We start from the raw sequence: 24785 nt of genomic DNA, 5'->3' as shown, positions 1-24785 counted from the left end.
AGCATATTGATGGTTTTATGTGACCTGTTAGGAATATAATGATGAAAAATAACAGAGAGTCAGGTGTTTGTTCCATGAAAGCTATCTTAATCGGCATCCTTGCATCTATGTTCTTTGCCGTAACTTTTATCCTTAATCGATCCATGGAACTATCGGGTGGTAGCTGGCTCTGGAGCTCATCCCTCCGATTCTTCTTCATGGTTCCATTTTTACTCTTAATCGTTTGGGGGAGAGGCAATCTAAAGCAGCTTTTCTTCGAGATGAAAACAAACCCAGCACCTTGGTTCACCTGGAGTTTTGTCGGCTTTGTTTTATTCTATGGTCCCATCACCTTTGCCACCGGATATGGACCAGGCTGGCTAGTAGCAGGTACATGGCAGCTCACCATCATTGCAGGAATCCTACTAACCCCATTCTTTTATAAAATAGAACTGGGAAACAAAGTACGAGAAAAAATCCCCGTCCGTGGCCTTTTCTTCTCCCTTATTATTTTTGCTGGTGTCGCATTAATACAATCACAGCATGGAGAAGCACTATCGACACATACGTTGCTCCTCAGTGTATTGCCAGTTGCTATTGCGGCTTTTGCATATCCATTAGGGAATCGGAAAATGATGGAGGTATGTAACGGAAGGCTTGACACGTTCCAACGTGTGCTTGGAATGACACTTGCAACTATTCCTGTTTGGCTGCTTGTCGCTGCTACTGGATACATAACAGCCGGCCCGCCATCCCAAAACCAAGTGATCCAAACACTAATTGTTGCAATCAGTTCTGGTGTTATCGCCACCTCACTATTCTTTGTCGCTACCGATATGGTACGAAACAACCAAGAAAAACTAGCCTCCGTCGAAGCAACCCAATCGACCCAAGTCCTGTTTGTCCTAGTAGGTGAGGTGTTGCTTCTCTCCACTCCACTCCCGAGCGGATTAGCAGTGACTGGCCTGATAACGATAATAATAGGAATGCTACTTCATAGCCTATTTACGAAACGAGGGATCAGACCGAAACGAATGGCAGCATAATGAATAGGAGATAGCCCATCTAATAAAGATGAGCTCAGACTGTTGACAAACCCAAATTATTTTTAGATTTAACTGTTGATCTTCATTGCAGACGCTTCGCTTTCCGCGGGCGGTCCGGGAACCTCCTCGGGCTGCGCCCTGTGGGGTTTCCCATGTCCCTTCCTCCCGCAGGAGTCTCCGCGTCTTCCACTACGATCAACAAGGGAATTGCATGGATTTAAATAAAAATGTACCTTTGTCTACACACTGAGCCCATCTAATAAAGATGAGCTATCTTTTTTTTTTTTGATTCCTGGCTCCAAAGATGGGAGGGTATTTGTCTTCATAGGTGAAATGAAGACAAAAAAGGTGTGGATCTCGAGGAGAAAAGGTCTTCATAAGGTCGATGAGGACACAAAGGGTGATTGCTTCGGGAGGAAAAGGTCTTCATAAGGCCGATGAGGACACAAAGGGTGATTGCTTAGAGAGAGGAAAAGGTCTTCATAAGTGCGATTGAAAACATACAGCCTGAGCAGTAAAAGCTAAAACCGTTATCATGAAGATGATGAAGACCCAAAGGTGATCACCACGAATATGTAGACATCCCTTATTCAGTAATTTTATAAACCACATAATCCAAAAAATCCAAATGAATCATAAAAAATTAATTTCCACTTCAAAAAAACTTCACAAAAAATCAGTATTTAACTCATCTGCAAAATCATCATAAACCCCTTGCACACCAAGGTTTCACTATCTTTTTTACAATCCATTTAAAAAAGTATATGACATTTGTCATATGCAGCATATGACACCTGCTACTAACTTATTTTTATTACTTGGTTATAATATGATTTATCAACTCGAAACGAGGGATTGAATCATGTCATCACAAACTCAAACTAAAAACTTACGCAAATTAGTTGCCCCTTTCGAAAAAGCGGATTTGAAAAAAAGCATTTGGCAAATTATTAATACTTTAGTACCTTTCTTCGCGCTGTGGTACTTAACTTATATAAGTCTTTCTGTATCGTATTGGCTGGCATTAGTTCCAGCGGTGTTTGCAGCTGGATTTATGACTCGCATTTTCATCATATTCCATGATTGCACGCACTACTCTTTCTTCAAAAGTCGTAAAGCAAATCGAGCAGTTGGAACTGGTATGGGAGTCTTAGCTCTGTTTCCTTTCGACCAATGGGGTCATGATCATTCTGTGCATCATGCAACAAGTGGAAATTTGGACAAACGTGGTGTTGGTGACATTTGGACGCTGACAGTTGAAGAATATAAAGAAGCTTCATCCCTAACAAAATTAAAATATCGTCTATATCGCAACCCAATCGTAATGTTTGGACTTGGACCTATTTATACATTTTTGCTAAAAAACCGTTTTAACAGAAAAGGTGCAAGAAAGAAAGAACGTTACAATCTTTATTTAACTAACTTTTTAATTTTACTAGTTGCTGTACTAATAAGCTTGATGATTGGCTGGCAAGCATTCTTAATTGTTCATGGTACGATATTCATGATTGCTGGAATACTTGGAATTTGGCTTTTTTATGTCCAACATACTTTTGAGGATTCTTATTTTGAAGTAGATAAGAATTGGGAATATGTATTAGCTGCAGTAGAAGGAAGCTCTTTTTATAAGCTACCGAAAATCCTTCAATTCTTGACAGGTAATATCGGATACCATCACATTCACCATTTAAGCCCAAGAGTACCGAATTATGAACTTGAAAAATGTCATGCTAATACTCCACCACTGGAGCATGTTCCGACAATTACGTTGGCAACAAGCTTAAAATCACTAAAATTCCGACTGTGGGATGAAGATAGTAAAAACTTTGTTTCCTTTAAAGAAGCAAAAAAGCTAATTAGCAATAGTGTTACAGGTGTAAAAGTAAATCCGGAATTGTAAGAAGTTAAAACGACCAGAAGCTTTCACTGGTCGTTTTTTGGTATATCTTTTTATAAGGTTGTATTACTACAATACAACTCTGTTAATGAAAGAGTTTCAAATGATATACGTCTAAATTATATATATTAAGTAAAGTTTTAGTAATTGACATATTCATTCTTAGGAAGATTTCTATTTGAAAAGTTTTTAATTATACATAATCTACAACCTAGAATGTTTATGTTTTTAAATATGTACCCATCATAAATCTCTTTTCCTTGCATGTAACGATATTCTTGTATGAAGTATTTGTTGTAAACAAAATATTACAAAAAAATATAGATTTACCCATGGTTAACTTGTATAATTATGGTGATATATGGAGAAAAAACACGAAAAATTCGTACAACGTGACTTTCAGGAAAAAGTTACGCATTTACAACTAGAGAAAAAATATATTATATTTTAGGGGGAAAATAATGAAAAAGTTAGGCTTTTTAACATTTTTTGCACTATTATTTTTTGGGGTAACATTAGGATTTTCTCCAACAGCTCATGCATCAGAAGGTACTATACAAGAGGCGTTGGAATTAATTGAACAAACGAATATTGAAATTGATGAAATCATTGATGCTGGTGTTGAGGAAGCTGATGCATTATGGGCTGACTATCTCGCAGAAAAGGCTGAATTAAAGGATGCTTTGGAAGTATTGTTGCAAGAAACTGCTAGAATAAAAACTGCTATTGTAAATGCTGGAGACGCTGTTGAACATGCTGAACTTAGTGCGCAGCTTATAGATGTACAAGCAGAAATTGCATTGCTAGAAGAAAACATCGCTCAAAGAACAGCAAAATTTGACCAAGAAGTTGATGCAATCATCACTTATGTTTTTGATGTAACTTTCGAAATGTCCGCTAACACAATTGCAAGAGTTGCTGAAATGGGTGTTATTGCGGAGTGCAGTTGGAAATATGTACGCTTTGCAGATAGATGGGCATGGATAGATCCTGTACGTGTAGTTGGAACTTAATATTGCAACAATAGAGAGCGGGTCATTTATGGACCCGCTCTATTATAATAAAGGTGAGTGATTAAGGTGGCTTTCACGATTGGAAAGAAGGGTACAAGCATAGAGCGGGCAATATTTAAGAATTTTGAATTGAACCTCTTAGCGCGAGGAAACGGTACAGAAGTAATTTTACAAACTATTGAAAAAGGGAATATATTTTATGTCTATCCAAGTGAAAACAAGGATGTAATGGAATTTTTTTATATCTTACAAGGTGATATTCTATGTGAAGTCAATGGAGACAAAATATTTCTAGGTGAAAAAGATTACTTTACTGCAACGGATTTAGAGTTACCGGTACATTTTACTGCAATTACAGATGTATGTTATATTTGGGTAATTACGGAACCTACATTTCATGAGCTAAGTGAAAGTTTTAGAGCGCTAAAAGAAGTAGTTCACCGTGTAGAGAAAAGAGATATTTATACATTTAATCATAGTAAAAGAGTAGCGGAGTACTCCATTAAAATTGCTAAAAAGCTCAAATTATCATCAAACAGACTTGAAAACCTATTCATTGCGTCTATCTTACACGACATCGGTAAAATAAATATTCCATCAGAAATCCTAAACAAGCCATCTAAATTAACAAATGAAGAGTTTGCACTCATAAAAAAACATCCTGAAGACGGTGCGGAAATGGTTAAAGATTTGTATTACGGTGATACGATTGCGACCATCATTGAACAGCATCATGAACGCTTGAATGGTGTAGGATATCCAAAGAATTTAAAAGGTGATGAGATTCTCCTCGAAGCCCGAATTATTGCAGTAAGTGATACGTTTGATGCCATGACAGAAGACCGTGCATATAGAAATGCTTTTACAGCGGAAATTGCCGTAGATGAATTAAATAGACTTTCACCTTCTCAATATGATCCAGAAGTGGTCGCCGCACTCATTGAAATTTTAGAAGAAGAGGGTAAGCTAAAAAACAACCCAAGCACATGAGGTGTGAACAAGGGTTGTTTTTATTTTTGTATAGAATCAGTCAGAAAGTCCGTTGTTAATTAATACTTCACACCTGTTCGTGTGTGGGTTTTCCCGAATTCTTCTGCATCAGGATCAAAATAATCTTCGTTATAGTTTGCAACGAAAGTATCATTGCGGTCAAGGTAGCCAGAGCCCCAGGTAGGGTCCATTTCCACCCATTGTCCGTCTATGTTGGCTTCGACCCAAGCGTGGTTGCCAGGCCATGGTGAGCCAGCACGCCCTTCTACATATCTTGCTTCCAATCCACTAGCTCGCATCAGAGCAATGGTCAAATAAGCATAATCCTGGCAGACGCCTGTTTTTGTATTTAAGGTTTTTATGGCGCTATCATCCCAGGAGAATTCGTTATTCTTATATTTTTGCACATCATAAGAGACGTTTTTTGCGACATATTGGTAGATGGCTAATGCTTTTTCCCTTGCTGCTTGTTTGCCAGAAGTCAAATCCTTCGCCAATGTGATTATTTCGGGTGCGTCTGATTGTACTCCTCTGGAGGGAAGTAGATCGCGATTGTCGTCAGCAGTTGATGTAACTTCAAACTTGGCGAATCCAAAAAAGCGGAAGCGATCGCTGTTTTCTTCTTTTATTTCTGGCACACTAAGCGTTATTTCATAGGTTCCCGGTCCGAATCGTAAATAAAAGGATCCATCAAATATTAAGTTTTCAACTGGGATGACATCTAATGCTTCATCGTCCCCTTTTTTTGAGGAAATGTAAATATGGGTGGTTTCTTGTGCAAATTCTGCAACTGGATTTATTTGTCCTTTAACAGAATAAATGCCATTCACTTCATCTCCACCATACTGAGGGTGTTCCAACGTTACCCCACGTTCTTCATATGCACGAAAAAATTCAAGAGGTTGCATGACTCGATCCGATGTATTGTCGATAAAAATAGTCGTTGCTGGTTGATAGTAATTTTCCCGTTCTCTATCCGGTACCATTACCTCTAGCTCGTGTATACCACGTCCGAAAAAGAGGGGAATATTTACCGCAAACTCGCCATTTTTAATAGAAATTACATGTTTCCAAGTTTCGGAGTCTTTCTTTAAGCGGAGCATAAGCTCCTCGGTATCAACCGTTCCGGAAAAATTAAAATTTTCCTGAGTTTTTACAAAACTTGATCCCACATCTAACTTCAACGAAGCGTCATGACCAAATGGTGTGAAGGTTACATCACGGACAGACTCAGAATTGGTGTTATTAACTTTGAATGTTGCTGCATCATAGTAATAATTTTCGCGGTCAATGTCCGGAAGCTGAATCGAGATTTTATACTCTCCTTCTCCATTAAAAAAGGAAAGGGTTTCGGAAAAATTTCCGTCTTTTATTGGAATATAGTAATCTAATTGTTTTCCTAAAGGACCATCTTCTGAAGCGTTTACTTTTACCCACACGTAATTGGATTTAAGCTCTGCGTGCTTTTCGACGTATCCAGAGATCTCGATCGTTCCATTGGCAGTAAACTCCTTGTAAAGAGGAGAAATTATGGTAGCCTTGACTTCTTCTGCATAACTACTTAACTCAAGTGGATCTAATTGCAAATCCACATTATCTTGATCTTTTTGCTCTTCCACTACAGGTGGATTTTGGACCTGATTAACGACTTCCTTATCTGAACAAGCAGTGAGAAACAACGAGCAACTTATTAACAACGCAGTATAGTAATGGTGTTTTAGTGCCATTTTTTCCTCCTTCAGCAATCATATAAATATGTACGAATGAAAAAATAAATTGTTTCTGATGCTATTTTACTATTAAACTGGAAAAGATTGAATAGAAAGAGTGTGGTAGAAATAACCAACTAAAGGTATTATATTAATTGTTAGATGAAAAATTCCTTAGGCTTAAAGGATATATGAATAGCGAAGGGACGATTGACTGTATATCAGTTAAAGAAAAGAAAAAATCATTTATGCAAAGAAAGTGCATATGTTTTCAATACATAAATGACAACTTGATGGAGCGTGAATATTTTATTTCTGGAATACTCAATTCGTCGATGGTATATAACGAGATAAACATAATCAGATTCAAAAGTTGAGAGGGGAACTAGCAATGAAAAAAATAGTAACTTTCCTATTTGTTCTTATCCTATTAATTGTAGGTGCCACTATGGTGACTGGACAAATAACTGGAAACTTCTCATTTACGACTGCGTTAGTCAATCAACAAGATACGGTAAATGGGGAAGATATTGAGAGTATAAAAATTGAAGTTTCTGCAGCAGACATTATTATAGTCCCAGCGGAAAGGGATGACATACATGTGAAGCTATCTGGGAAGGTAAGTGAACGAAACAAGGATTCATACAAACTTTCACTAAAAGAGGAAGGTGGAACTGCTCACATTAGTGTCTCACAACCGAAAATTCGCTTTCAAGTCGGAATTAATATTACAAACCTAAAACTTGAAGTGGAGGTTCCAGCTAAAGAATATAATTCCTTGGAGGTCCAATCCACCTCTGGGGATATAGTAGTAAACAAAATTGAAGCTGAAAACATGAATACAGTAGTGACGTCAGGTGATGTAGTAATGGAGGAGCTTAAGATCAACAATCTCCTTGCCATCCGGAATACAAGTGGTGATGTGCGTTTAAAGAATACGAAAGCATTAGCCACGAAAATGAATGGAACGAGCGGAGATTTGAACATAAGTAATGTGGAGAGTGACATCACTGTAAAAACAACATCAGGAGATTTTACTGTAACAGAAGTAACAGGGAACATAAATATAGAAGCAACCTCTGGTGATATTACCATTAAAAATAAGCGTGTCACAGGAAATATTACGGCAGATATTACAAGTGGGGATGTTATCATTTCCTATGAAGAAGAACCGAGATCCCTACTTGTAGATTATAAAGCAAACTCCGGAAGTGGAGTAATTGGAGTAAAAGACTTTCAGTACACGGAAAAAAGAGAAAGGGAGATCCTTGGTCAAATTGGAGATGGTCAGTATTCCATAAAGGTCAGAACTTCTTCGGGGGATTTTGTTTTAAGGTAAAGCCTTTAGAATTTTTTAGGGAAGTTGGTCGAGTTTTGAAACAAGAAAATGCAGTTCATGCCATAACAGAGAGTTTAAAACAAGATAAGAGGGTACAGGCAATTTTTTTAATAGGATCTATGGGAAGAGAAGAGTATGATGAATACTCTGATGTTGATTTATACTGTTGAGTTTCGTGTTAGGAGGTCTTCTAGCCTATGGACTATATATTGACTTTCTAATAACTCCTATCTTGCTAGTTGGAGGACTTTGGTTAGCTATGTATGTTATTCATTATAAGGAAAGTAAGAAGCTATTTTATACGTGAGGTATTAAGCAGTAAATATTAAGCATGAAGTCGTACTTAAATAGGAACTTAGTGCCAGAATGTATAGAAAAAGAAGCGATATTAATAGGTTGTTAGTGTCATTCGAATGCGGATGGCGCTTTTTTGTTATAAAAGATATTCACACTCATTTAAAGAAAGAAATACTATATCATTCTTCTCAATTTTACCATGACATGGTAAAGGTATTTCTTTTATAATGAAGTATGTTGGAAATTGAGATAAAAGTCATCAAAATTTTAAAAATAACCCTTTATTTAGAAAGGTTGTCATATAGTTGGAAAAGTATAAATTGAAATTGATCGGTAATATTAGGAGTCAGTTAGAGTTATGGGAAAACAGAAAAGAGGGTATTCCGTTCGAAGAGGTATACCGCTTTCTTCATTCTTTGAAAGGGACAGCAAGAACGATTGGTTTAATTGATTTAGGGAATGTTACTGAAAACTTATACGAGCAACTGGAGAAAGAACAGCAACAAGTATGGGATTGGGCAGAAATACATACTTTTTTCCATGAAATCATTACTTTATCGAAGGATAAGAGCGTAGAAAAGGCTACTATTCTGATAGTAGATGCGGATGCAGCACTTTTGGTTTCTCTTAAAGATTTTTTGGAGGCTAGAGAGTTCCATGTGCTGGTCAGTACAGAATTGGAAAAAGCAATGGACACTTTTTATAATGTAAAGCCAGATTGTATTATCATTGACGATACTTTAAAAGATGAACAGGGACTGCATCTTCTTCATCATTTGAAAGCTAGTGGTCAACAAGTATTAAGTCCAGTCTTGCTAATTAGTGCAAATGATAATCGTGAGAATAGGCTTGCAGCTTATCGTGCGGGTGCAGACGATTTTATTTCAAAACCACTTGATTTAGAAGAAGTGTTTGTTAGAGTTACACGGCAGGTAGAGCGAAAAAAACAGTATGATGAGCTCTTGCTTGTGGATGAATTGACACAAGCCTACAATCGAAAGTTTTTTCAAAGTGCATATTCGAGAATGCTCTCTAACTTGGCAAGAACGAAAGAGAGCTTTAGTGTAGGTATAATAGACCTTGATAATTTTAAATCCGTTAATGACACATATGGGCATTTGGTTGGAGATATAGTATTGAAAGGTCTTGCTGGCTTTATGAAAAAGCATATGCGGGCAGGAGATGTTTTTGCTAGGTATGGTGGCGAGGAATTTGCTGTAATGTTGCCGAGAACTTCTGTAGAACAGGCAGAAAAACTAATGGTGAGACTATTGGAGGGATTTAAGAAGCAGCCCTTTATGACTGATATAAAACCGTTTACATGTTCCTTTTCCGGGGGAGTCGTGGAAATTATTAATGAAAATACCACACTTGATCAAATCATGGAATGTGCAGACAAAGCGCTGTACGATTCCAAGAAAAATGGAAAAGGAAAAATCAGTGTCTATTCATTTGATCAAAAACTGAACAGGCAAAAAATAAAAGTTGCGGTTGTAGATGATGATTCGGTTGTTAGAATGATGCTGTCTGAAATCATAAGAAAAATAGAGGTACCACCAAATAAAGAGTTGGACATTCAAGTGTTTGAGGATGGACAAAGCTTTTTGCAATCGGAGTGGATCCAAACGAAGGACCAGTTTGTTATTATCTTGGATGGTATGATGCCAAAAATGGATGGTTTGGAAGTATTGCAGAAGTTGCGTAATGATAAGCGAGATGACCTATACAAAGTAATGATGCTGACATCAAGAAAAAGTGAGCGTGATATTCAAAAGGCCCTTCTTTTAGGAGCAGATGATTATGTCACAAAACCTTTTAAGCTATTAGAAGTGGAAGCAAGAATACAGCACTTACTAAAGAGGGTGATGTAATATTGGTAACAAATCTATTAGGGACTGTTTTAGTTGTTATAATTATCTTTTTTATTTGTTTATCCATTCTATTTATCTATTTAATTGGAATCAAACTATATCAAAATAAGCAAAGAATTCAAATAGATGCTTTTAAAGAGAAATATCGGTCTAATATGTTTGATTATTTATATCGAGGTGACAATACTTTTCTTGAGAAACAGTTGGATGGGCTACATGAAAAGTCATTGAAGGAACTACTTAGTGATTTTGCCGATGTAGTGCAAGGGGAAGAAGTTGAGGAGAGGATATCTGCTTTTGCTGAACAGCATTTTCAGAAATATTATCAAAAATCTCTGTTCCACCATCGTTGGAGTATTAGAATGAATGCGTTGTATGAGATAGAGGATTTTCATGTGAAAGCAATGGTACCTTTTTTACTTCAAGAATATCAAAAACGTACGTTAACACATGAAGAGAAAATGCAATTAATAAAGGTTCTTGTAAAATTTCATGTAGAAGATTGGGAAACATTAATAATAAGACCAGATTGGCGCTTATCTGAGTTTATGTACCGTTCGCTCCTTGGGGGAATGGATGAGGGGCAGTTTCAGGAAATGGTTAATCAATACGATACCTTTCCAAACTATATTCAGCTGCCTGTAATTGATATGATTGGAATAACCGGTGCTAGAGAATTCCTTCCATTTCTTGAACAACAACTACTTACTGCTAGCGCTGAAAAGAAAATCAGAATCTTAAAAGCATTAAATGAACTTGGTTACTCTCAAATTCTTCAATCTTATGCGGAGGTATATGAGCCAAATGGTTCTTGGGAAGAGAGATTAATGCTGAGTAAGTTACTTGGCAAAACCAATCTGAAGGAAAGTCTTCAAATATTGGGAGAATTCATAAATGACGGTAACTTTGATGTTCGGAACCATGCAGCAAAATCGATGCTAGATATCCAAGGAGGAGTCGCATACCTTCGCAACATTTATGAGACTACATCTGATCGTTATGCCAAGGATATGGCAGAAGAATGGCTACAGAGAGGTGGGTATTTGGATGGACAGTAATATTCTTTTAGTGGTTATTCAAGGAATTGGCTGGGTTGTAATTGGCTATATGGTACTTGTCATCCTATTCTACTTTTTTATGTTACTTGTAGCGTTATTTCAGATTAGAAGAAAATATCAATTGGATAATACGGAACCTTATGAAGATCTCTTAAATGTAAGTTATTCGAAACCACTTTCAATCTTGGTCCCAGCCTATAACGAATCTGTTGGTATTATTCCTTCTATCCGTTCGTTGCTAAGTATTGAGTATCCACAATATGAAGTCATCGTGATTAATGATGGGTCGAAGGATGATACGCTCGATAAGCTTATGGAGGAATTCCAGTTAAAAAAAATAAAAAAAATTGTAAAGCAAAAGCTTACAACGAAGAATGTTAAAGGAATTTACCAGTCTACCATCTATGATAATTTATTTGTCATTGATAAAGAAAATGGCGGGAAGTCCGATGCTTTAAATGTAGGCATTAACGTTTCTTCTTATCCGTACTTCTGCTCTATAGATGGGGATTCGATTCTTGAAAGAGATGCCTTCCTAAAAGTAATGAAGCCTATCATTGATTCAGATGGTGAAGTGATTGCCACTGGAGGTAGTGTAAGGATAGCTAATGGATCGGTTATAGAAAATGGTTCCATTAGTAAGGTTGGTTTATCTAGAAATCCCCTTGTGATCATGCAAGTCATTGAGTACTTGCGAGCGTTCCTAATGGGAAGAGTAGGCCTTAGCAGACACAATCTCCTCCTTATCGTATCTGGAGCATTCGGGGTATTTTCGAAAAAATGGGTCATTGATGCAGGTGGTTACCTCCACACTGTTGGTGAGGACATGGAGCTTGTAGTCCGGTTACACAGGCTTGTGAAAGAAAAAAAAGCAAAAAATAAAATTGTGTATGTAGCGGACCCGGTTTGTTGGACAGAAGCTCCAGAGGAAATGACTTACTTGAAAAGGCAACGAAATCGTTGGCATAGAGGTTTATTTGAAAGTCTTTGGATGCATCGTTCCATGGCTTTTAACCCGAAATACGGTTCTATCGGTATGGTATCGATGCCCTATTTTATCTTAATTGAATTTTTAGGTCCTGTTATAGAACTTGGTGGATTTCTTTACATTCTACTTTCCTTTTTCCTTGGTGGAATTTATATCGAAATGGCACTTTTATTATTCTTGCTTTTTATTATATATGGCTCTATGTATTCCATGCTCGCAGTGTTAATGGAAGAATGGAGTCTCAGACGCTATCCAAAAGCAAAGCAGATTACGGTCTTGTTTTTTTACTCATTAACGGAAACCTTGTGGTATCGGCCATTAACCGTTATTTGGCGATGTCAAGGAATAATCGATGTTCTAAGGAAAAAAAGAGGATGGGGAGACATGCAGCGCCGTGGTGTTTCTCAATAATATGAACGGAGGAGAGAACATATGGCAAAGATATTACTTGCCGACGATGAGAGTGTGTTACGTATGCTGATTACTGATACTTTGGAAGATGAAGGACATACCGTCGTAGAGGCTTGTAGTGGGAAGGAAGCAATCAATGTACTGAAAACAGAGGAGCACTATGATTTAGTCATACTTGATTACATGATGCCTGTATTTACAGGAATGGAGGTATTTACACAAATGAAACAGATGGACCTTTCACCATTCCCCCCTGTTCTCATACTGACTGCCAAAACCCAAAAATCAGTTCGTGAAGAAGTGGAGAATAGCGGTGCTAATTTTATGTCTAAGCCATTTAGTCCTTTGGAACTTGCAGAAAGAGTAGAGGCACTTACATGAAATGGAAAAATAGTATTACCAAGCAATTTTTAGTGATGAACGGAATCTTCTTTGTGGTTTTAGCTATCGGTCTAATAACCTTATTAATGTATGAGGTGTCATTATCTAGACAGTTTGTAGCGGATAACTTAAAGCTAAAGGAAAAAGAAGAAATCGTACAATCCATCGAATATGAATACAATCAATCCATCCTTCAATCAAGGGGGTATGTTGCGTTTTCTAATCAATTGATGCTAGAGGATGCACGGAGCCGTGAGAGGATAATTAATCAGGAAATAGAGCGTTTGGCTAATCTGGTGAAGGAAGAGCATGATTTAAAGTTTGTAAATACCGTAACAGATTTTCAAACGTTTTACTTTCGTGAATACCTTCCACAAATCGAGGTACTTTTTGAACAAGATGCAATAGAAGAGATACACGACTATATAATAAACCAAGGTGCCTCACAAAAAATAGTAACCTTCAGAGAATATGTGAAAGAATATCGTGGCGATGTCAATCAGGAAGTTAGGAATAATATCGATAGACTATATGACAGGTTACAGGTTGGCCAACTCCTTTTTGGATGTTATGTTCTGTTTGTCCTTGCCTTGCTTTTCGCAATTACGTGGAAACTAATCCGAAAAATCGGGAAGCCACTTAGAGTCCTTGCAGAGGCAGCTGAAAATATAACGAAAGGAAAGCATATTAAACTTCCTTCCTTTCCGAAAAGTACGAGAGAAATTACCGTTTTATCAGATTCCTTTAATACGATGGTCACTACACTTCAATATAAAGAGGAAGAGTTAGTTGGCCAAAATGAGGAACTAATAGCCCAACAGGATGAATTGATTGCTCAGCAGGATGAATTACAGGCACAGCAAGAGCAACTGCAAGATACCTTGCATCTTGTAGAAGAAAGTAAAGAGGAACTGGAAGTCCGGAACACATTCATACATGAAATGGCGGAAACATTAAATCGGCAGCATTTGTTAGATAGCGTCATCCGTAATATGGGGAAGGTACTCGGTGCGCATGTAGGAATTATTTTGCTGTTGGATGAGAAAAAAACAAGTGCCAATATTGGTTTAGCGAAAGAATCTGTAGAAAATTATAAAACACAAGAAAACAGTGTCTTTTTACAACAATTAAAAGATACTAAAAAGGCATTTGCTGTTAAAAGAAGCAGTTATCCATCAGAAAGTTCCTACCATTCTAGTGAGATGTATGCCTTTGATGTGTATGTACCTATTATTGCGTTCAATGGAGAAATGATTGCGTATATGCAATTTACAAGATTTGATTCACCATTTAATGAAAGTGAATTAGAGACTAGTGAAGCCCTTTCCAAACAAGTCAGCATGGCATTAGAAAAAGTAGAGCTTTATGAAAACTCAGAAGCAGAGCGTTTATTCTATCAGGACATTATCAATACGATTCAAGAAGGAATATTATTAGTCGATGTCAGTGGAAAAGTGCTCCAGTCCAATACGAAAATGTGCGCACTATTAAACTATCCTTCACCAAACCGCTTGTTGAATCTTTCCTTTGAAGAGTGGGCTACTGCCTTACTAGATGGAGTGGACGATAAAGAGCATGTACGGAATCAGCTAATTGGAATTTTTAATGACTTACAAGATGGTGATCAGACGTTTATATTTGATATAAAACATAATGGCTACCAAAATGTAATTAAGGTATACAGAGAAAAGGTGTACCGCCAAAACCAAAGCTACGGATATATTCTTGTATTTCGTGACATTACAAAAGAATTTGAAGTAGACAAAATGAAGTCAGAGTTTGTTAGTACGGTTAGTCACGAGTTACGGACACCTCTTGCTAGCGTTCTAGGGTTTACAGAGAGAATGATATATAAGGACCTTTCAGAAGAGCGTAAAAAAACCTATCTGACTACCATTTTTCAAGAGGCGAATCGATTAACAGGTCTAATAAATGATTTTTTAGACGTACAGAGGATGGAAGCAGGAAAGCAAGAATATCATAAAACTAAAGAAGATATGGTTAAAATAGTGAAAAATGCTTGTGGTATATTCGAGGGAAGTTCCATCACGCATCCAATTCACTTTCATGTGTTAACAGATCAAACGAACGTTTTGATAGATAAAGAGAAATTGACGCAAGTATTTACTAACATTATTAGTAATGCTATTAAATACTCACCATCTGGTGGTGACATATTAATTACCATTTCTGAACAAAATCAGCAATTACAAATAGAGGTACAGGACCATGGTATGGGGATTCCTGAAAATGCTATCCAACACCTTTTCACCAAATTTTATCGGGTCGATAATTCCGACCTTAGGAAAATTGGTGGAACAGGACTAGGATTATCTATAGTAAGAGAAATAGTTCATGCACACGAAGGAGAGGTTTGGATTAATTCGAAGGAAGAAAAAGGCACGAAGGTGACCATACTGCTTCCTTTAGAGAACTGAACCAATTTAGAAAGGGGATAGATCAACGTGAAACCAGAGAAATTTTACCCAGACACAATTAAGAAAGCACTTCAACAAGATCCCCCTGGAGAATGGATGCCTTACGTACCTGAAGGATGTATTCGCCTAAGCTCTGGCTATCCCGACCCAGCTCTAGTGCCAAGTCAACAGTTAAAGGGTGCAGTATCCACATTACTGGATGAAGAGCAGGATCTGCCGCTACATTACATTGGAAGTCCCAGAATTGATAGCTTGAAGGCTTTTATTCTAGCAAGACAAGAAGAGCGGGGTTTTCCTGCAAAAGAAGAGGATGTCTTGATTACATCTGGAGCATGTCAGGCAATAGATCTAATCGCAAGAATACTTCTTGATGAATCATCTGTTGTGGTAGTGGAAGCACCAACGTATATGGAAGCATTAGAGATTTTTAAAAACTATACGAACCAAATAATAAGTATACCAATTGATAAAAAAGGTATGCAGGTAGAAGAACTTGCCAAACTTCTCGCTACAAGACAAGAGCAAGGACTTCCAAAACCAAAGCTTGTGTATACCATTCCGACATTCCAAAATCCAACCGGTACCACGATGTCAGTAGAACGGCGCATGCAACTCCTTGCACTTGCGGAACAGTATGATTTCCTTGTGCTGGAGGATGATGCGTATGGTGAGCTTGCTTTTTATCAAAGTCCGAAAGCATTAAAAGCTCTAGACCAAAACGAACGTGTTTTCTATGTGGGCTCGCTATCGAAAGTAGTGGCACCAGGCATGAGAATAGGATGGATATCAGCAGCAAGTGAATTCATTCAGACTTTATCCTGGTTCAAAAAAGATTTGGATCACCCGTTTTCACATGCATCTATGTCCGCCTTGTTAGAAACAATTAATTATAAAGACCGACTTCATCAATTAAACAATAGATATCAAGAAAAATGCCAAGTAATGCTAAAGGCTCTAGAAACCTATTTACCAGATTCTGTTACATGGTACATTCCAAAAGGAGGCTACTTTGTGTGGGTGCGTATACCAGGTTCAGACACCTCTAAACTGCTAACAAAAGCAAGTCAGGCAGGAGTTTCCTACCTTCCTGGTGAGTTCTTCTTTATGAATCAAGAAGAGGGTAAGGAATACCTACGACTGTCTTTTAGCTATGAAAGCGAAGGCCAGATTGAAAAGGGAATAAAATTATTAGGCAGCATTTTGTAGGGAACGGGTTTGGCTACCATAGAGAAACAAATGTAGGGTCGTGTACCTTTTAATTACGGAGGGAACCGGTGCAGGGGTAGGGAAGAATGAAGTTTGGATTTGAGGCCACATAGAGGTGATGGCACCAAACCTTGCTCTTTTAATAGGAAATTAAGTGCCCGAAAAACAGGAAAATGAAAAAATCGGGCACTTAAAAGGGAAATTGGTGCCCGAATAACAGCGAAAAGAAAAAACCGGGCACTGAAAAGGAAAATAGGTGCCCGAAAAACAGCAAAAAGAAAAAACCGGGCACTGAAAAATAGAAAAAGGAATATATTTTACGAACAAGTATTAAGACGCCGATGAAGACAAAACTAGCAGTGCTGGAAACCTAAAAAAGTATTCATAAGGTCGATGAAGACAAAAACATCAAAGTTGCAAGCATGAAAATGCCATCGTTCCTGACACATTTTCAAGGTTATACCTCCCAGTATAAAAGAAGTTCAGCACATTGCATTGGTTTCTAAAACTAATTTTAATAAAGAAGGGACTGCCAGAAGACTTTAGTCAAATCTGGGCAGTCCCTTTTTTACTTATAGTACCTATAGGGATAGTGATATCCCTGATTTTGAGGATAGGATGGTTGCTGGTAATGCCGTTGACAATTAACTGTCGGACCGATAAACGTGCCTGCTTCTACGGGGGCTGTCGTCTGCTTCCACTGTTCCTCGTCCATGCAATACGTATGTGCCATCACATTAGCTGGCGTGAATTTCAATAAATCAGACCCTAAAATTACTTCAGGAGTTGACGCATTAAATATGGCAAGCAAATGAGTATTATCCATCGTTGCGATTTCATAATGCCACCAACCCTGCGGAACATTCGCGACCTGTCCTGGTGTTATTGGATAGTTCAAAAGCTGCTTTGTAAATGGATTAAAGATGGAAACCACCGCTGCCCCAGAAATACAATACACTGTCTCTGATGCATTCTGATGATAATGTGGCTCTACAACATTGTTCTTACTTAAGAAAATATCTAAGATGGAAACATTGTCCAACGTATTAAGCTGCTCGACCCCCATAATATTAATTAAATTTTGATTATCCTTTGCGACTAGATTACTTGTGTTCACATCAAAGAAGAACTGCGTATTAGGGGAGGTATAATCCATTTCTTTAGTCATCTTACCCTTTTCCTTTTCAGTCGATAACGTATCATTACTTCCACTTTATTCAAAAAGCAAGTACCAAGGCACTTTAAAACAGTCTGTAAAATATGTTTGACACATTAGGAGGAAAATAATATTGTATAAATGTAAAAAGTTTTTTACATTAGAAGGTGATAATTTTGAAAAATCATATAAAAAAATACCGGGAACAAAAAGGAATATCTCAAGGGAAACTTGGAGAGCTTTGTTGTGTCAGCAGGCAAACAATCAATGCAATTGAAAATGAAAAATACTCTCCAAGTCTACAGCTGGCATTTGATTTGGCTAAACATTTAGGAGTAAAGGTAGACGAATTATTTTTTGCGGAATAAGGAGGAAATCATTTTGGGGAAAATGAAGAAATTTAGTATTGTAGTTTCGGCGTTATTGCTTACAGTTCTCATCTGCTTTGGCTTATATAAATGGCTTAGTGAAGGAATAGTAGACTTAAACGCCATATTTACGGGATCATTAGCACTGGCTTTTCTCTTTAACGCGTTAACCTGGGGAGATGTGAACGCTGACAAGTCTACAGATGAACTGGATATGCATATCAAAACTCAAAGTGCAAAAATTGGCTATTTTACTTTGATGGTACTTTCCATTGTCATCTTAATTATGACAGAAGGAGTAGGAAACTTAAACGAGATTAAAAATATCCCACTGGCCCTCGTTGTATTCTTTTCCTTAGCGATTTTGCCGATTACGGAGTTTTTCTATTCAAAAAAATATAGATAAATTTATTCCCCTTAACATAATGTATAAAAATGGTAAAGGAAGGAGGAGACTCATTGGATTATTATCAATCACCTCATCACTACAATCAACACGAAGACAACAGGAATTCCTTTCATTCAGACAATGACAATGAAGAAGTTTCTCTTGGACAATGGCTAATTATCTTGATACTTCTTGCTATTCCGTTTTTGAACATTATTGTCATGCTATTCTTGGCATTTGGAGATCATAATCAAAGCATCAAAAATTTTGCAAAAGCATCATTAATTATGATTGTAATTGGCTTTCTTTTTACTGGTCTATTATCAGTTTTCAGTTTATAAGTTGATATTTTACTGGAGAGTATTCTACCTGATGGAAATGCTCTTTTTTTCTTTCTTCTAAAAAAAGGTGGAAGTCATAAATTAATAGTAACCTATTGATTTAGGAGGAATTTATGACGATTATCAACGAGGTTAATGACAAGATTCAGTTATTGGTAAATGAACTTCTCCAAAAGCAAACAGTAAAGGGATCCTGGAATTTTTGTTTTGAAGGTACGGTCATGACAGATGCATATATGATCATATTGATTCGAGTGCTACAAATAAAAAATGAAGAGGAACTAGTGAAGAAGTTAGTTCACCAAATTATAGCCAGGCAGGAAAAAGAAACAGGGGTTTGGAAGATTTTTTCCGATGAAAAAGAGGGTAATGTAAATGCAACAATTGAGGGTTATTACTCTTTACTATACTCAGGGTATGTCAGTCGAAACGAACCATTGATGAAAAAGGCAGAGAATTATATTCGCAGAAAAGGTGGTTTAACAAAAAGTGACTGGCTGACACGGGTAATGCTTGCATTGACGGGGCAAATATCATGGCCAGCAATTATCAGGAGTATCCCGATTGAAATTATGCTCCTTCCGAAATGGGCACCAGTTAATATTTATCACTTAGTTGGATATGCAAGGGTTCACTGGGTTCCGATTATTATTTGCAGTAATAAAAACTCCTCTTTTACAACAAGCAAAACACCAGATATTTCCCACTTACAAACAAGAACACGTGATGAGGATCCTTCAGACGGAATACGGATAATTCACCACTTTGTGAATAGCTTCGTCCAAAAACTTGCAGACGCACCAGAAACGTTGCGCAAAAAATCCTACTCAAAAGCAGAAGCATATATCAAAAATAGAATAGAAGAGAACGGAATCTTATATAGCTATTTTAGTGCAAGCTTTTTTATGGTATTTGCATTTTTATCGCTAGGCTACGATAGAAACCATCCTTCTATTCAGAAAGCTTTTCAAGGAATGAAATCCTATATCTTTCAAGATAAAGATTTCATTCACGTACAAAATTCCCCTTCTACTGTTTGGGATACTTCCTTATTGACAGCGGCCATGCTGCAGGCTGGTGTACCAAAAAATCATGAAGCCATCCAAAACGCGCGCAACTATATCCTCTCAAGGCAGCAAACAAAATACGGGGACTGGTCACTAAAAAATCAAAACGTACAACCAGGTGGCTGGGGATTTTCCGATATAAACACAATGATTCCTGATGTAGATGATACGACAGCTGCTTTACGTGTGGTCACACCTTTTGTTGAGCTGGATGCAAAGTATAAAAATGCTTGGGAGAGAGGAATAACATGGCTTTTATCAATGCAAAATGATGACGGTGGCTGGGCTGCGTTTGAAAAAAACACGGATAACTACCTACTTTTTCTTATTCCTTTTAAATATGAGGATAGAGTTTTATTTGATCCATCAACAGCTGACCTAACGGGGAGGACTATGTACTTTCTTGGGAAATACACTACGGTATCACCACATTCGAAGGCTATTCGTCATAGTAAAGAATGGCTGCTGAAAAATCAAAAAGCTGATGGATCGTGGTATGGTCGTTGGGGAAACTGCTATATTTATGGAACATGGGCTGCGGTAACGGGAATGACTGCAATTGGAGAAACACGTCAATCCCCTAGTTTACAGAAGGGTGTTGAGTGGCTGTATAGCATTCAAAATGAAGATGGTGGATGGGGAGAATCCTGTCAAAGTGATTGGAATCAAAAATACGTACCACTCCATGCGAGTACGCCATCACATACTGCATGGGCATTGGACGCATTAATCGCAGCATCTGATGAATCGAGTCCAGGAATAGAAATGGGAATACGGACGTTGCTTCATTTGTTGAAAAGTGATGATTGGCGTATAAAGTATCCTACAGGTGCGGGTATTCCAGGTGGCTTTTACATCAGATACCATAGCTATAATTACATCTGGCCATTGCAGACCCTTAGTCACTATCGAAATAAATTTGGTGGGAAATAAAACTAAAATGGGACATTCATATGCTAAAATATAATTATAATATTTAGAAATTAGATTACATTACATCAGGAGGATTACATTGAAGAAGATTATCCCATTTCAGTTTCAGGTCAGCAAGGAGGATACTTACGAGCTTTTCCAAAACACTCCATATATTAAAACACTGTTTAAACTTGCAATGGTTGGGAACATCATAGCGCTACTTACCTTTTGTATTTATAATATTGTTGAAAATTATAAGTTTGCTGTAGATGGTACCCAGTTCGTGATCTTAAATGTTATTACAATTGTATTTGGATTAGTATTTTACTTCGTTATTCGATTTCTTGTAAATATGATATTAAAAAAAATTGTCCAAAAGCGGAGTAACGTATTTTATGAAAATATCGACTCTAAGCTTCACATTGGGTTTGATTCTCGATCTGAGGAATTTCAAGTTGGTAAGGATAAAAGTAAAATACGTGCAAATAATTCTCTCCTTGTTCATTCCTCCGCTCGTAACTTTTTATTTTATGTTGGAAATGGCAGATCGAAAGATGAGAAGTTTTATATTCCGAAAGAAGGAACGGTGGAACATCAGCAGAGGTTAAAACGCGTTATTACAAAGTTAGAAGAGAGCGGCATCCGTGTTATGCCCTTGAAAGAAAAATAATCGTACGATTTTAAGAATGCTTTGCTAGATGGTGAGGCATTCTTTTTATACGCAAAAATGGGAAGATTTTTAGTAAATCGTTCGGTAATGGTGAGTCTATTATTTTCCTTCATGGTGGACCAAGTAGTGAACTTCAGTATTCTGCTACATGTATTACCGTTAGCAGGTAAATTCCAACGATCAAACCGAATGGGGGCAGTCTACTGAACCGTTAGTCCATACATATACGATAAGTGATGAAGTGGAAGTACTGGCGGAATTAAGAAAAGAATAATAGAAAAAGTTCATTTGTTTTGGTGATTCTTGGGGAAGCATGCTTGCACTTCAATATGCTGCTAATTATCCTCAGCGTGTAAAGAAAATCTTCCTAACTGCAGCAGTAGGCATAAATGCAGAAGGATATGTATTATTTCAAAAAGAACTCATTAGAAAAATACCATGGGTTGATAAGTGGAAACTTTTCATGCTAGATAGAAAAATAAAGAAAGGTAAAGCTTCATTTGATGATGGTATTAAACTTAATAAACCCCTTCAATGTTTTCTCTTCAGAAGTATTAAAAATATACCCCCATCAATCATAAAGTAAATTAGCTGCAGAGCAAGGATATTATGGATAACTATGATTTAACAGACAAACTTCAATCATTATCAGACATTCCAATATTAATTGCACAAGGAAGCAAGGATATTTTACCTCCTCACAACATGAAACTGCTATTATTATCGCATCTTCCACATGCAAAATTAGTAGAAATTACTGAATGTGGCCATTGGACACTATTAGAAAAGCCGAATGAAAAAAACAATATTGCGGAAGGCTTTTTTACAGGATTGTGAAACTTAATAGGGTAATATTTTTACAAATTAGAGAACTTTTTCTTATTTTATTCGTCTAAGTTTAATAGAGTTGGAGGTTATAAATATGCCTTTTGCACTGCTTATTTTAACAGCTACCTTATTATTAGGTTTTATACTCAGTAGGAAGTTCCCTAAGAAAATACTTATCATCTGGGGTGTAATTACCATGTTTTCTATTGCCCCGCTTTTTACATGGCTTGTTGCTATTAGCTATGGTGTAATGGTAGGAGAAGGGTTTGCGGCAGTAGCTGTTATGGGGATTATGTTTCCCGTTATCTTTTTAATTGGTATTGGAATTTTAGCAGCTGGAATTTATAAAAACGTAACTGGGGAAAATTTCTAAAGGGTGAGGGAGTACCATATATGAAGAAGAAAAAAATGGTTGTTTTAGCGTTAATAATAGCGATATTAACCCTACATTCCACACCTAATCTAGCAGTTCGTACATATGTTTTTGTTAGTGGAAATCCTATAATTGCAATGACAACGGATATTATGGATTATAATAATTACAGTACTGGGGAAAAAGAAAGTTATGAACAAATGAATGCCAAAATATACACATTAACAAACCCGCCGATTGAAAAAGCGACCCAAGGAATGTTAGAGAATTATTTAGTAAAAAGATACGGTTTTTTTCATTATGTTGAGTTTTATGGACACTGAGGAAGGAGCTTATGCAATGAATCAATTTGGCAAATTATATCAAGCGGATAACCGCTATTGTTTACAATTTGAACGATTTTTCCCAAAACAAACGGAAGAGGTTTTTCAAACACTCACAGATTCTCATCTTTTCACCCTTTGGTATCCTTTTGCAACAGGAGAAGTGGAATGGAGGGTTGGTGGAAAGATCCATTTCAATGATGGAGATGGCAGTTTATATGAAGGAGTTATTAGTAAATTGGAAGCACCAAGCACCTTCGTATTTAAAGAGGTAGAGGATTTGTTGGAAATGTATGTAAAGAAAGAAATGAATGGATGCAAACTTACATTCATACATACTTTTGATAATAAAGAAATGGCAATGTATATTGCAGCAGGCTGGCACAGATGTTTAGATGTTTTCGAGCAGATTGTGAATGGAGAAGAAATAGAATGGAAAAATAATGCTTCTTCTTTAAGGTCCTATTATAAAGAAATTTTTACTACCACTACATAGGAAGGTGTTCTTTATGTTTTCACCTAAATATATTCAATCCACCTGGCAAAAATTTAATACTTTTCCGATGGAAACGTTAACGAAAATATGGGTTCATAAACGTAGAGAAGAACAGAGACAGCGATCTGTTTCTCAAATGAAAGAAGATTATGAAGCATATGGCATTACAGGAAACTGTTTTGATTTAGCCATTTGGCTATTGGATGAGTTTAAGAAAGATAGAATTGAGGCATATCCAATTGGCCATGATATCGGGAGCGAAGAGGCTCATGTCGCAGTTATGGCTCTTGATGAAAAAGGTAATCGCTTTTTGTGTGACTTAGGTGATCAATGGCTATCCCCAATCTTACTCGATGTTAATGAAAATTTCAGCCATGCTAAGCATAGTGGATTTTTTCCAGCAGCAGATATTCAAGTAATCCCAAGTAAGGAAACGGTTGAAATCCACTATCATCGACCAAACGGAAAAATGTCACGACAGCACTATGATTTACAACCGATAGAGTTAGAGGATTTTATGAGAGCCGCAGAAATCTCACAAAACAACATATATCCAAAACCATTATTAGAATGCAGGATTCCCTATAAAAATGAAACTGCACATTGGGAATTCTATAACTGGAAAAGCTACCTTAGTACGACAGAAGGAATTAAGAATGATAAGGACCTAACTGGCAAATTGGAAGGTTGGGTGGAGCGGATTCATGCCAAGACTGGGTATCATCGAGATTTTTTACTTGAAACACTCACGGCATATAAAGAATTAGATAATTAATATTGGAAAAAGAAGGGATATAGCTTTTTTCTGTCGAATTACCCTGATTTAAGAGGTGAACCTAATGCAGATAAAAGGATTTGGCGGTGTTTTCTACCGAAGTAGAAACGTAGAGGAACTAAAGGGATGGTATCAAAAAGTACTGAACATTGATATGCAAGAATGGGGCGGGGCAATTATTTCACCCCAACGAGACAATATAACGGTTTTCTCCCTTTTTACAGAAAGTAGTGATTACTTTCCATTAGAACAACAAGTAATGTTGAATTTTCAGGTGGAAAGTATCGAAGAAAGTATGCTGCATCTCAAACAGTTAGACATTCCACTTGTAAAAGATTTAGAAACAAGTGAATATGGAAAGTTCATTTGGATTGAAGACCCGGAAGGCCGAAGAATTGAACTATGGGAAAAGTAAAAATGACTGACTGGAGCTCATAAATTGGATGGGCTCTATTTATATGG

The 24785-nt window shown here is 37.1% G+C and carries 27 protein-coding genes; 25 read left to right on the top strand and 2 right to left on the bottom strand.

The features are described 5' to 3' along the window. The first annotated feature begins 74 nt into the window (after window positions 1–74). From LRP81_RS16495 to LRP81_RS16480, 4 genes are all read left to right on the top strand, one after another. Window positions 75–1025 carry a DMT family transporter gene (locus LRP81_RS16495; protein WP_230503216.1) on the top strand — a complete coding sequence of 317 codons (951 nt, stop codon included), beginning with the start codon at window positions 75–77 and terminating at the stop codon, window positions 1023–1025. An 862-nt stretch (window positions 1026–1887) separates the two neighbouring features. After that, window positions 1888–2925, top strand: coding sequence for a fatty acid desaturase (locus LRP81_RS16490; protein ID WP_230503206.1), 1038 nt, complete (start codon window positions 1888–1890; stop codon window positions 2923–2925). Window positions 2926–3383: 458 nt separating this feature from the next. Next, window positions 3384–3935: a hypothetical protein gene (locus LRP81_RS16485; RefSeq protein ID WP_230503205.1), complete on the top strand. Its 552-nt coding sequence runs from the start codon at window positions 3384–3386 to the stop codon at window positions 3933–3935. A gap of 66 nt (window positions 3936–4001) precedes the next feature. After that, window positions 4002–4925, top strand: a complete 924-nt coding sequence (locus LRP81_RS16480) for an HD-GYP domain-containing protein (RefSeq protein WP_230503204.1) — start codon at window positions 4002–4004, stop codon at window positions 4923–4925. A 59-nt stretch (window positions 4926–4984) separates the two neighbouring features. Here the strand turns inward: LRP81_RS16480 and LRP81_RS16475 are convergent, their stop codons facing one another. Then, the gene (locus tag LRP81_RS16475) at window positions 4985–6652 is read right to left on the bottom strand and encodes a transglutaminase domain-containing protein (RefSeq protein ID WP_230503203.1); all 1668 of its coding nucleotides are present in this window, start codon (window positions 6650–6652) and stop codon (window positions 4985–4987) included. Between the two features lie 373 nt (window positions 6653–7025). Between LRP81_RS16475 and LRP81_RS16470 the strand changes: the two genes are divergently transcribed. The 8 genes from LRP81_RS16470 (at window position 7026) to LRP81_RS16435 (ending at window position 16623) form a co-directional block, all read left to right on the top strand. Next, window positions 7026–7973, top strand: coding sequence for a DUF4097 family beta strand repeat-containing protein (locus tag LRP81_RS16470; protein ID WP_230503202.1), 948 nt, complete (start codon window positions 7026–7028; stop codon window positions 7971–7973). A 35-nt stretch (window positions 7974–8008) separates the two neighbouring features. After that, complete coding sequence (locus LRP81_RS16465) at window positions 8009–8143, top strand: nucleotidyltransferase domain-containing protein (protein WP_230503201.1); 135 nt, start codon at window positions 8009–8011, stop codon at window positions 8141–8143. 432 nt (window positions 8144–8575) lie between these two features. Next, entirely contained in the window at window positions 8576–10141 is a 1566-nt protein-coding gene (locus tag LRP81_RS16460) for a diguanylate cyclase (RefSeq protein WP_230503200.1), read from the top strand. A gap of 2 nt (window positions 10142–10143) precedes the next feature. After that, a complete protein-coding gene (locus LRP81_RS16455) occupies window positions 10144–11199 on the top strand; it encodes a HEAT repeat domain-containing protein (RefSeq protein WP_230503199.1) in 1056 nt (351 codons plus the stop codon). Continuing rightward, window positions 11189–12598 (top strand): glycosyltransferase family 2 protein, encoded by a 1410-nt coding sequence (locus LRP81_RS16450; protein ID WP_230503198.1) that lies wholly within the window; start codon window positions 11189–11191, stop codon window positions 12596–12598. Before LRP81_RS16455 ends, LRP81_RS16450 begins: the two co-directional genes overlap by 11 nt. A gap of 21 nt (window positions 12599–12619) precedes the next feature. Further along, the gene (locus LRP81_RS16445; RefSeq protein ID WP_230503197.1) at window positions 12620–12979 is read left to right on the top strand and encodes a response regulator transcription factor; all 360 of its coding nucleotides are present in this window, start codon (window positions 12620–12622) and stop codon (window positions 12977–12979) included. Next, complete coding sequence (locus tag LRP81_RS16440; RefSeq protein WP_230503196.1) at window positions 12976–15417, top strand: ATP-binding protein; 2442 nt, start codon at window positions 12976–12978, stop codon at window positions 15415–15417. Before LRP81_RS16445 ends, LRP81_RS16440 begins: the two co-directional genes overlap by 4 nt. A gap of 27 nt (window positions 15418–15444) precedes the next feature. Continuing rightward, window positions 15445–16623, top strand: a complete 1179-nt coding sequence (locus LRP81_RS16435; RefSeq protein ID WP_230503195.1) for an aminotransferase-like domain-containing protein — start codon at window positions 15445–15447, stop codon at window positions 16621–16623. 568 nt (window positions 16624–17191) lie between these two features. Here LRP81_RS16435 and LRP81_RS16430 read toward each other — a convergent pair. Next, window positions 17192–17791: a cupin domain-containing protein gene (locus LRP81_RS16430; protein WP_230503194.1), complete on the bottom strand. Its 600-nt coding sequence runs from the start codon at window positions 17789–17791 to the stop codon at window positions 17192–17194. Between the two features lie 164 nt (window positions 17792–17955). Here LRP81_RS16430 and LRP81_RS16425 point away from each other — a divergent pair, with 164 nt between their 5' ends. The 13 genes from LRP81_RS16425 to LRP81_RS16365 all read left to right on the top strand — a co-directional run bounded on the left by LRP81_RS16425 (window position 17956) and on the right by LRP81_RS16365 (window position 24738). Next, entirely contained in the window at window positions 17956–18147 is a 192-nt protein-coding gene (locus tag LRP81_RS16425) for a helix-turn-helix transcriptional regulator (protein WP_317987086.1), read from the top strand. Window positions 18148–18160: 13 nt separating this feature from the next. Next, window positions 18161–18553, top strand: a complete 393-nt coding sequence (locus tag LRP81_RS16420; protein WP_230503193.1) for a hypothetical protein — start codon at window positions 18161–18163, stop codon at window positions 18551–18553. A 53-nt stretch (window positions 18554–18606) separates the two neighbouring features. Next, window positions 18607–18876 (top strand): hypothetical protein, encoded by a 270-nt coding sequence (locus LRP81_RS16415; RefSeq protein WP_230503192.1) that lies wholly within the window; start codon window positions 18607–18609, stop codon window positions 18874–18876. Window positions 18877–18989: 113 nt separating this feature from the next. Further along, on the top strand, window positions 18990–20876 hold the full coding sequence (gene shc / locus LRP81_RS16410) for a squalene--hopene cyclase (protein WP_230503191.1): 1887 nt from the start codon (window positions 18990–18992) through the stop codon (window positions 20874–20876). A 79-nt stretch (window positions 20877–20955) separates the two neighbouring features. Beyond that, window positions 20956–21528 (top strand): hypothetical protein, encoded by a 573-nt coding sequence (locus LRP81_RS16405; protein WP_230503190.1) that lies wholly within the window; start codon window positions 20956–20958, stop codon window positions 21526–21528. A gap of 21 nt (window positions 21529–21549) precedes the next feature. After that, a complete protein-coding gene (locus LRP81_RS16400; RefSeq protein ID WP_230503189.1) occupies window positions 21550–21735 on the top strand; it encodes a hypothetical protein in 186 nt (61 codons plus the stop codon). Between the two features lie 79 nt (window positions 21736–21814). Next, window positions 21815–22114: an alpha/beta hydrolase gene (locus tag LRP81_RS16395; RefSeq protein WP_263458261.1), complete on the top strand. Its 300-nt coding sequence runs from the start codon at window positions 21815–21817 to the stop codon at window positions 22112–22114. 23 nt (window positions 22115–22137) lie between these two features. Beyond that, the gene (locus LRP81_RS16390; protein ID WP_230503187.1) at window positions 22138–22365 is read left to right on the top strand and encodes an alpha/beta fold hydrolase; all 228 of its coding nucleotides are present in this window, start codon (window positions 22138–22140) and stop codon (window positions 22363–22365) included. A gap of 85 nt (window positions 22366–22450) precedes the next feature. Further along, window positions 22451–22729 carry a hypothetical protein gene (locus tag LRP81_RS16385; protein WP_230503186.1) on the top strand — a complete coding sequence of 93 codons (279 nt, stop codon included), beginning with the start codon at window positions 22451–22453 and terminating at the stop codon, window positions 22727–22729. Between the two features lie 20 nt (window positions 22730–22749). Further along, entirely contained in the window at window positions 22750–23052 is a 303-nt protein-coding gene (locus tag LRP81_RS16380) for a hypothetical protein (RefSeq protein ID WP_230503185.1), read from the top strand. A gap of 16 nt (window positions 23053–23068) precedes the next feature. Then, entirely contained in the window at window positions 23069–23548 is a 480-nt protein-coding gene (locus LRP81_RS16375) for an SRPBCC domain-containing protein (protein WP_230503184.1), read from the top strand. Between the two features lie 13 nt (window positions 23549–23561). After that, the gene (locus tag LRP81_RS16370) at window positions 23562–24323 is read left to right on the top strand and encodes a hypothetical protein (RefSeq protein WP_230503183.1); all 762 of its coding nucleotides are present in this window, start codon (window positions 23562–23564) and stop codon (window positions 24321–24323) included. Between the two features lie 64 nt (window positions 24324–24387). After that, complete coding sequence (locus tag LRP81_RS16365; protein ID WP_230503182.1) at window positions 24388–24738, top strand: VOC family protein; 351 nt, start codon at window positions 24388–24390, stop codon at window positions 24736–24738. The last annotated feature ends 47 nt before the right edge of the window (window positions 24739–24785 follow it).

The sequence above is a fragment of the Sutcliffiella rhizosphaerae genome (assembly GCF_917563925.1).
In the GTDB taxonomy this organism is placed as follows: Bacteria; Bacillota; Bacilli; order Bacillales; family Bacillaceae_I; genus Sutcliffiella_A; species Sutcliffiella_A rhizosphaerae.
The sequence above is the reverse complement of the archived record's forward strand: the minus strand, read 5'-3'. Positions and strand labels throughout refer to the sequence as shown.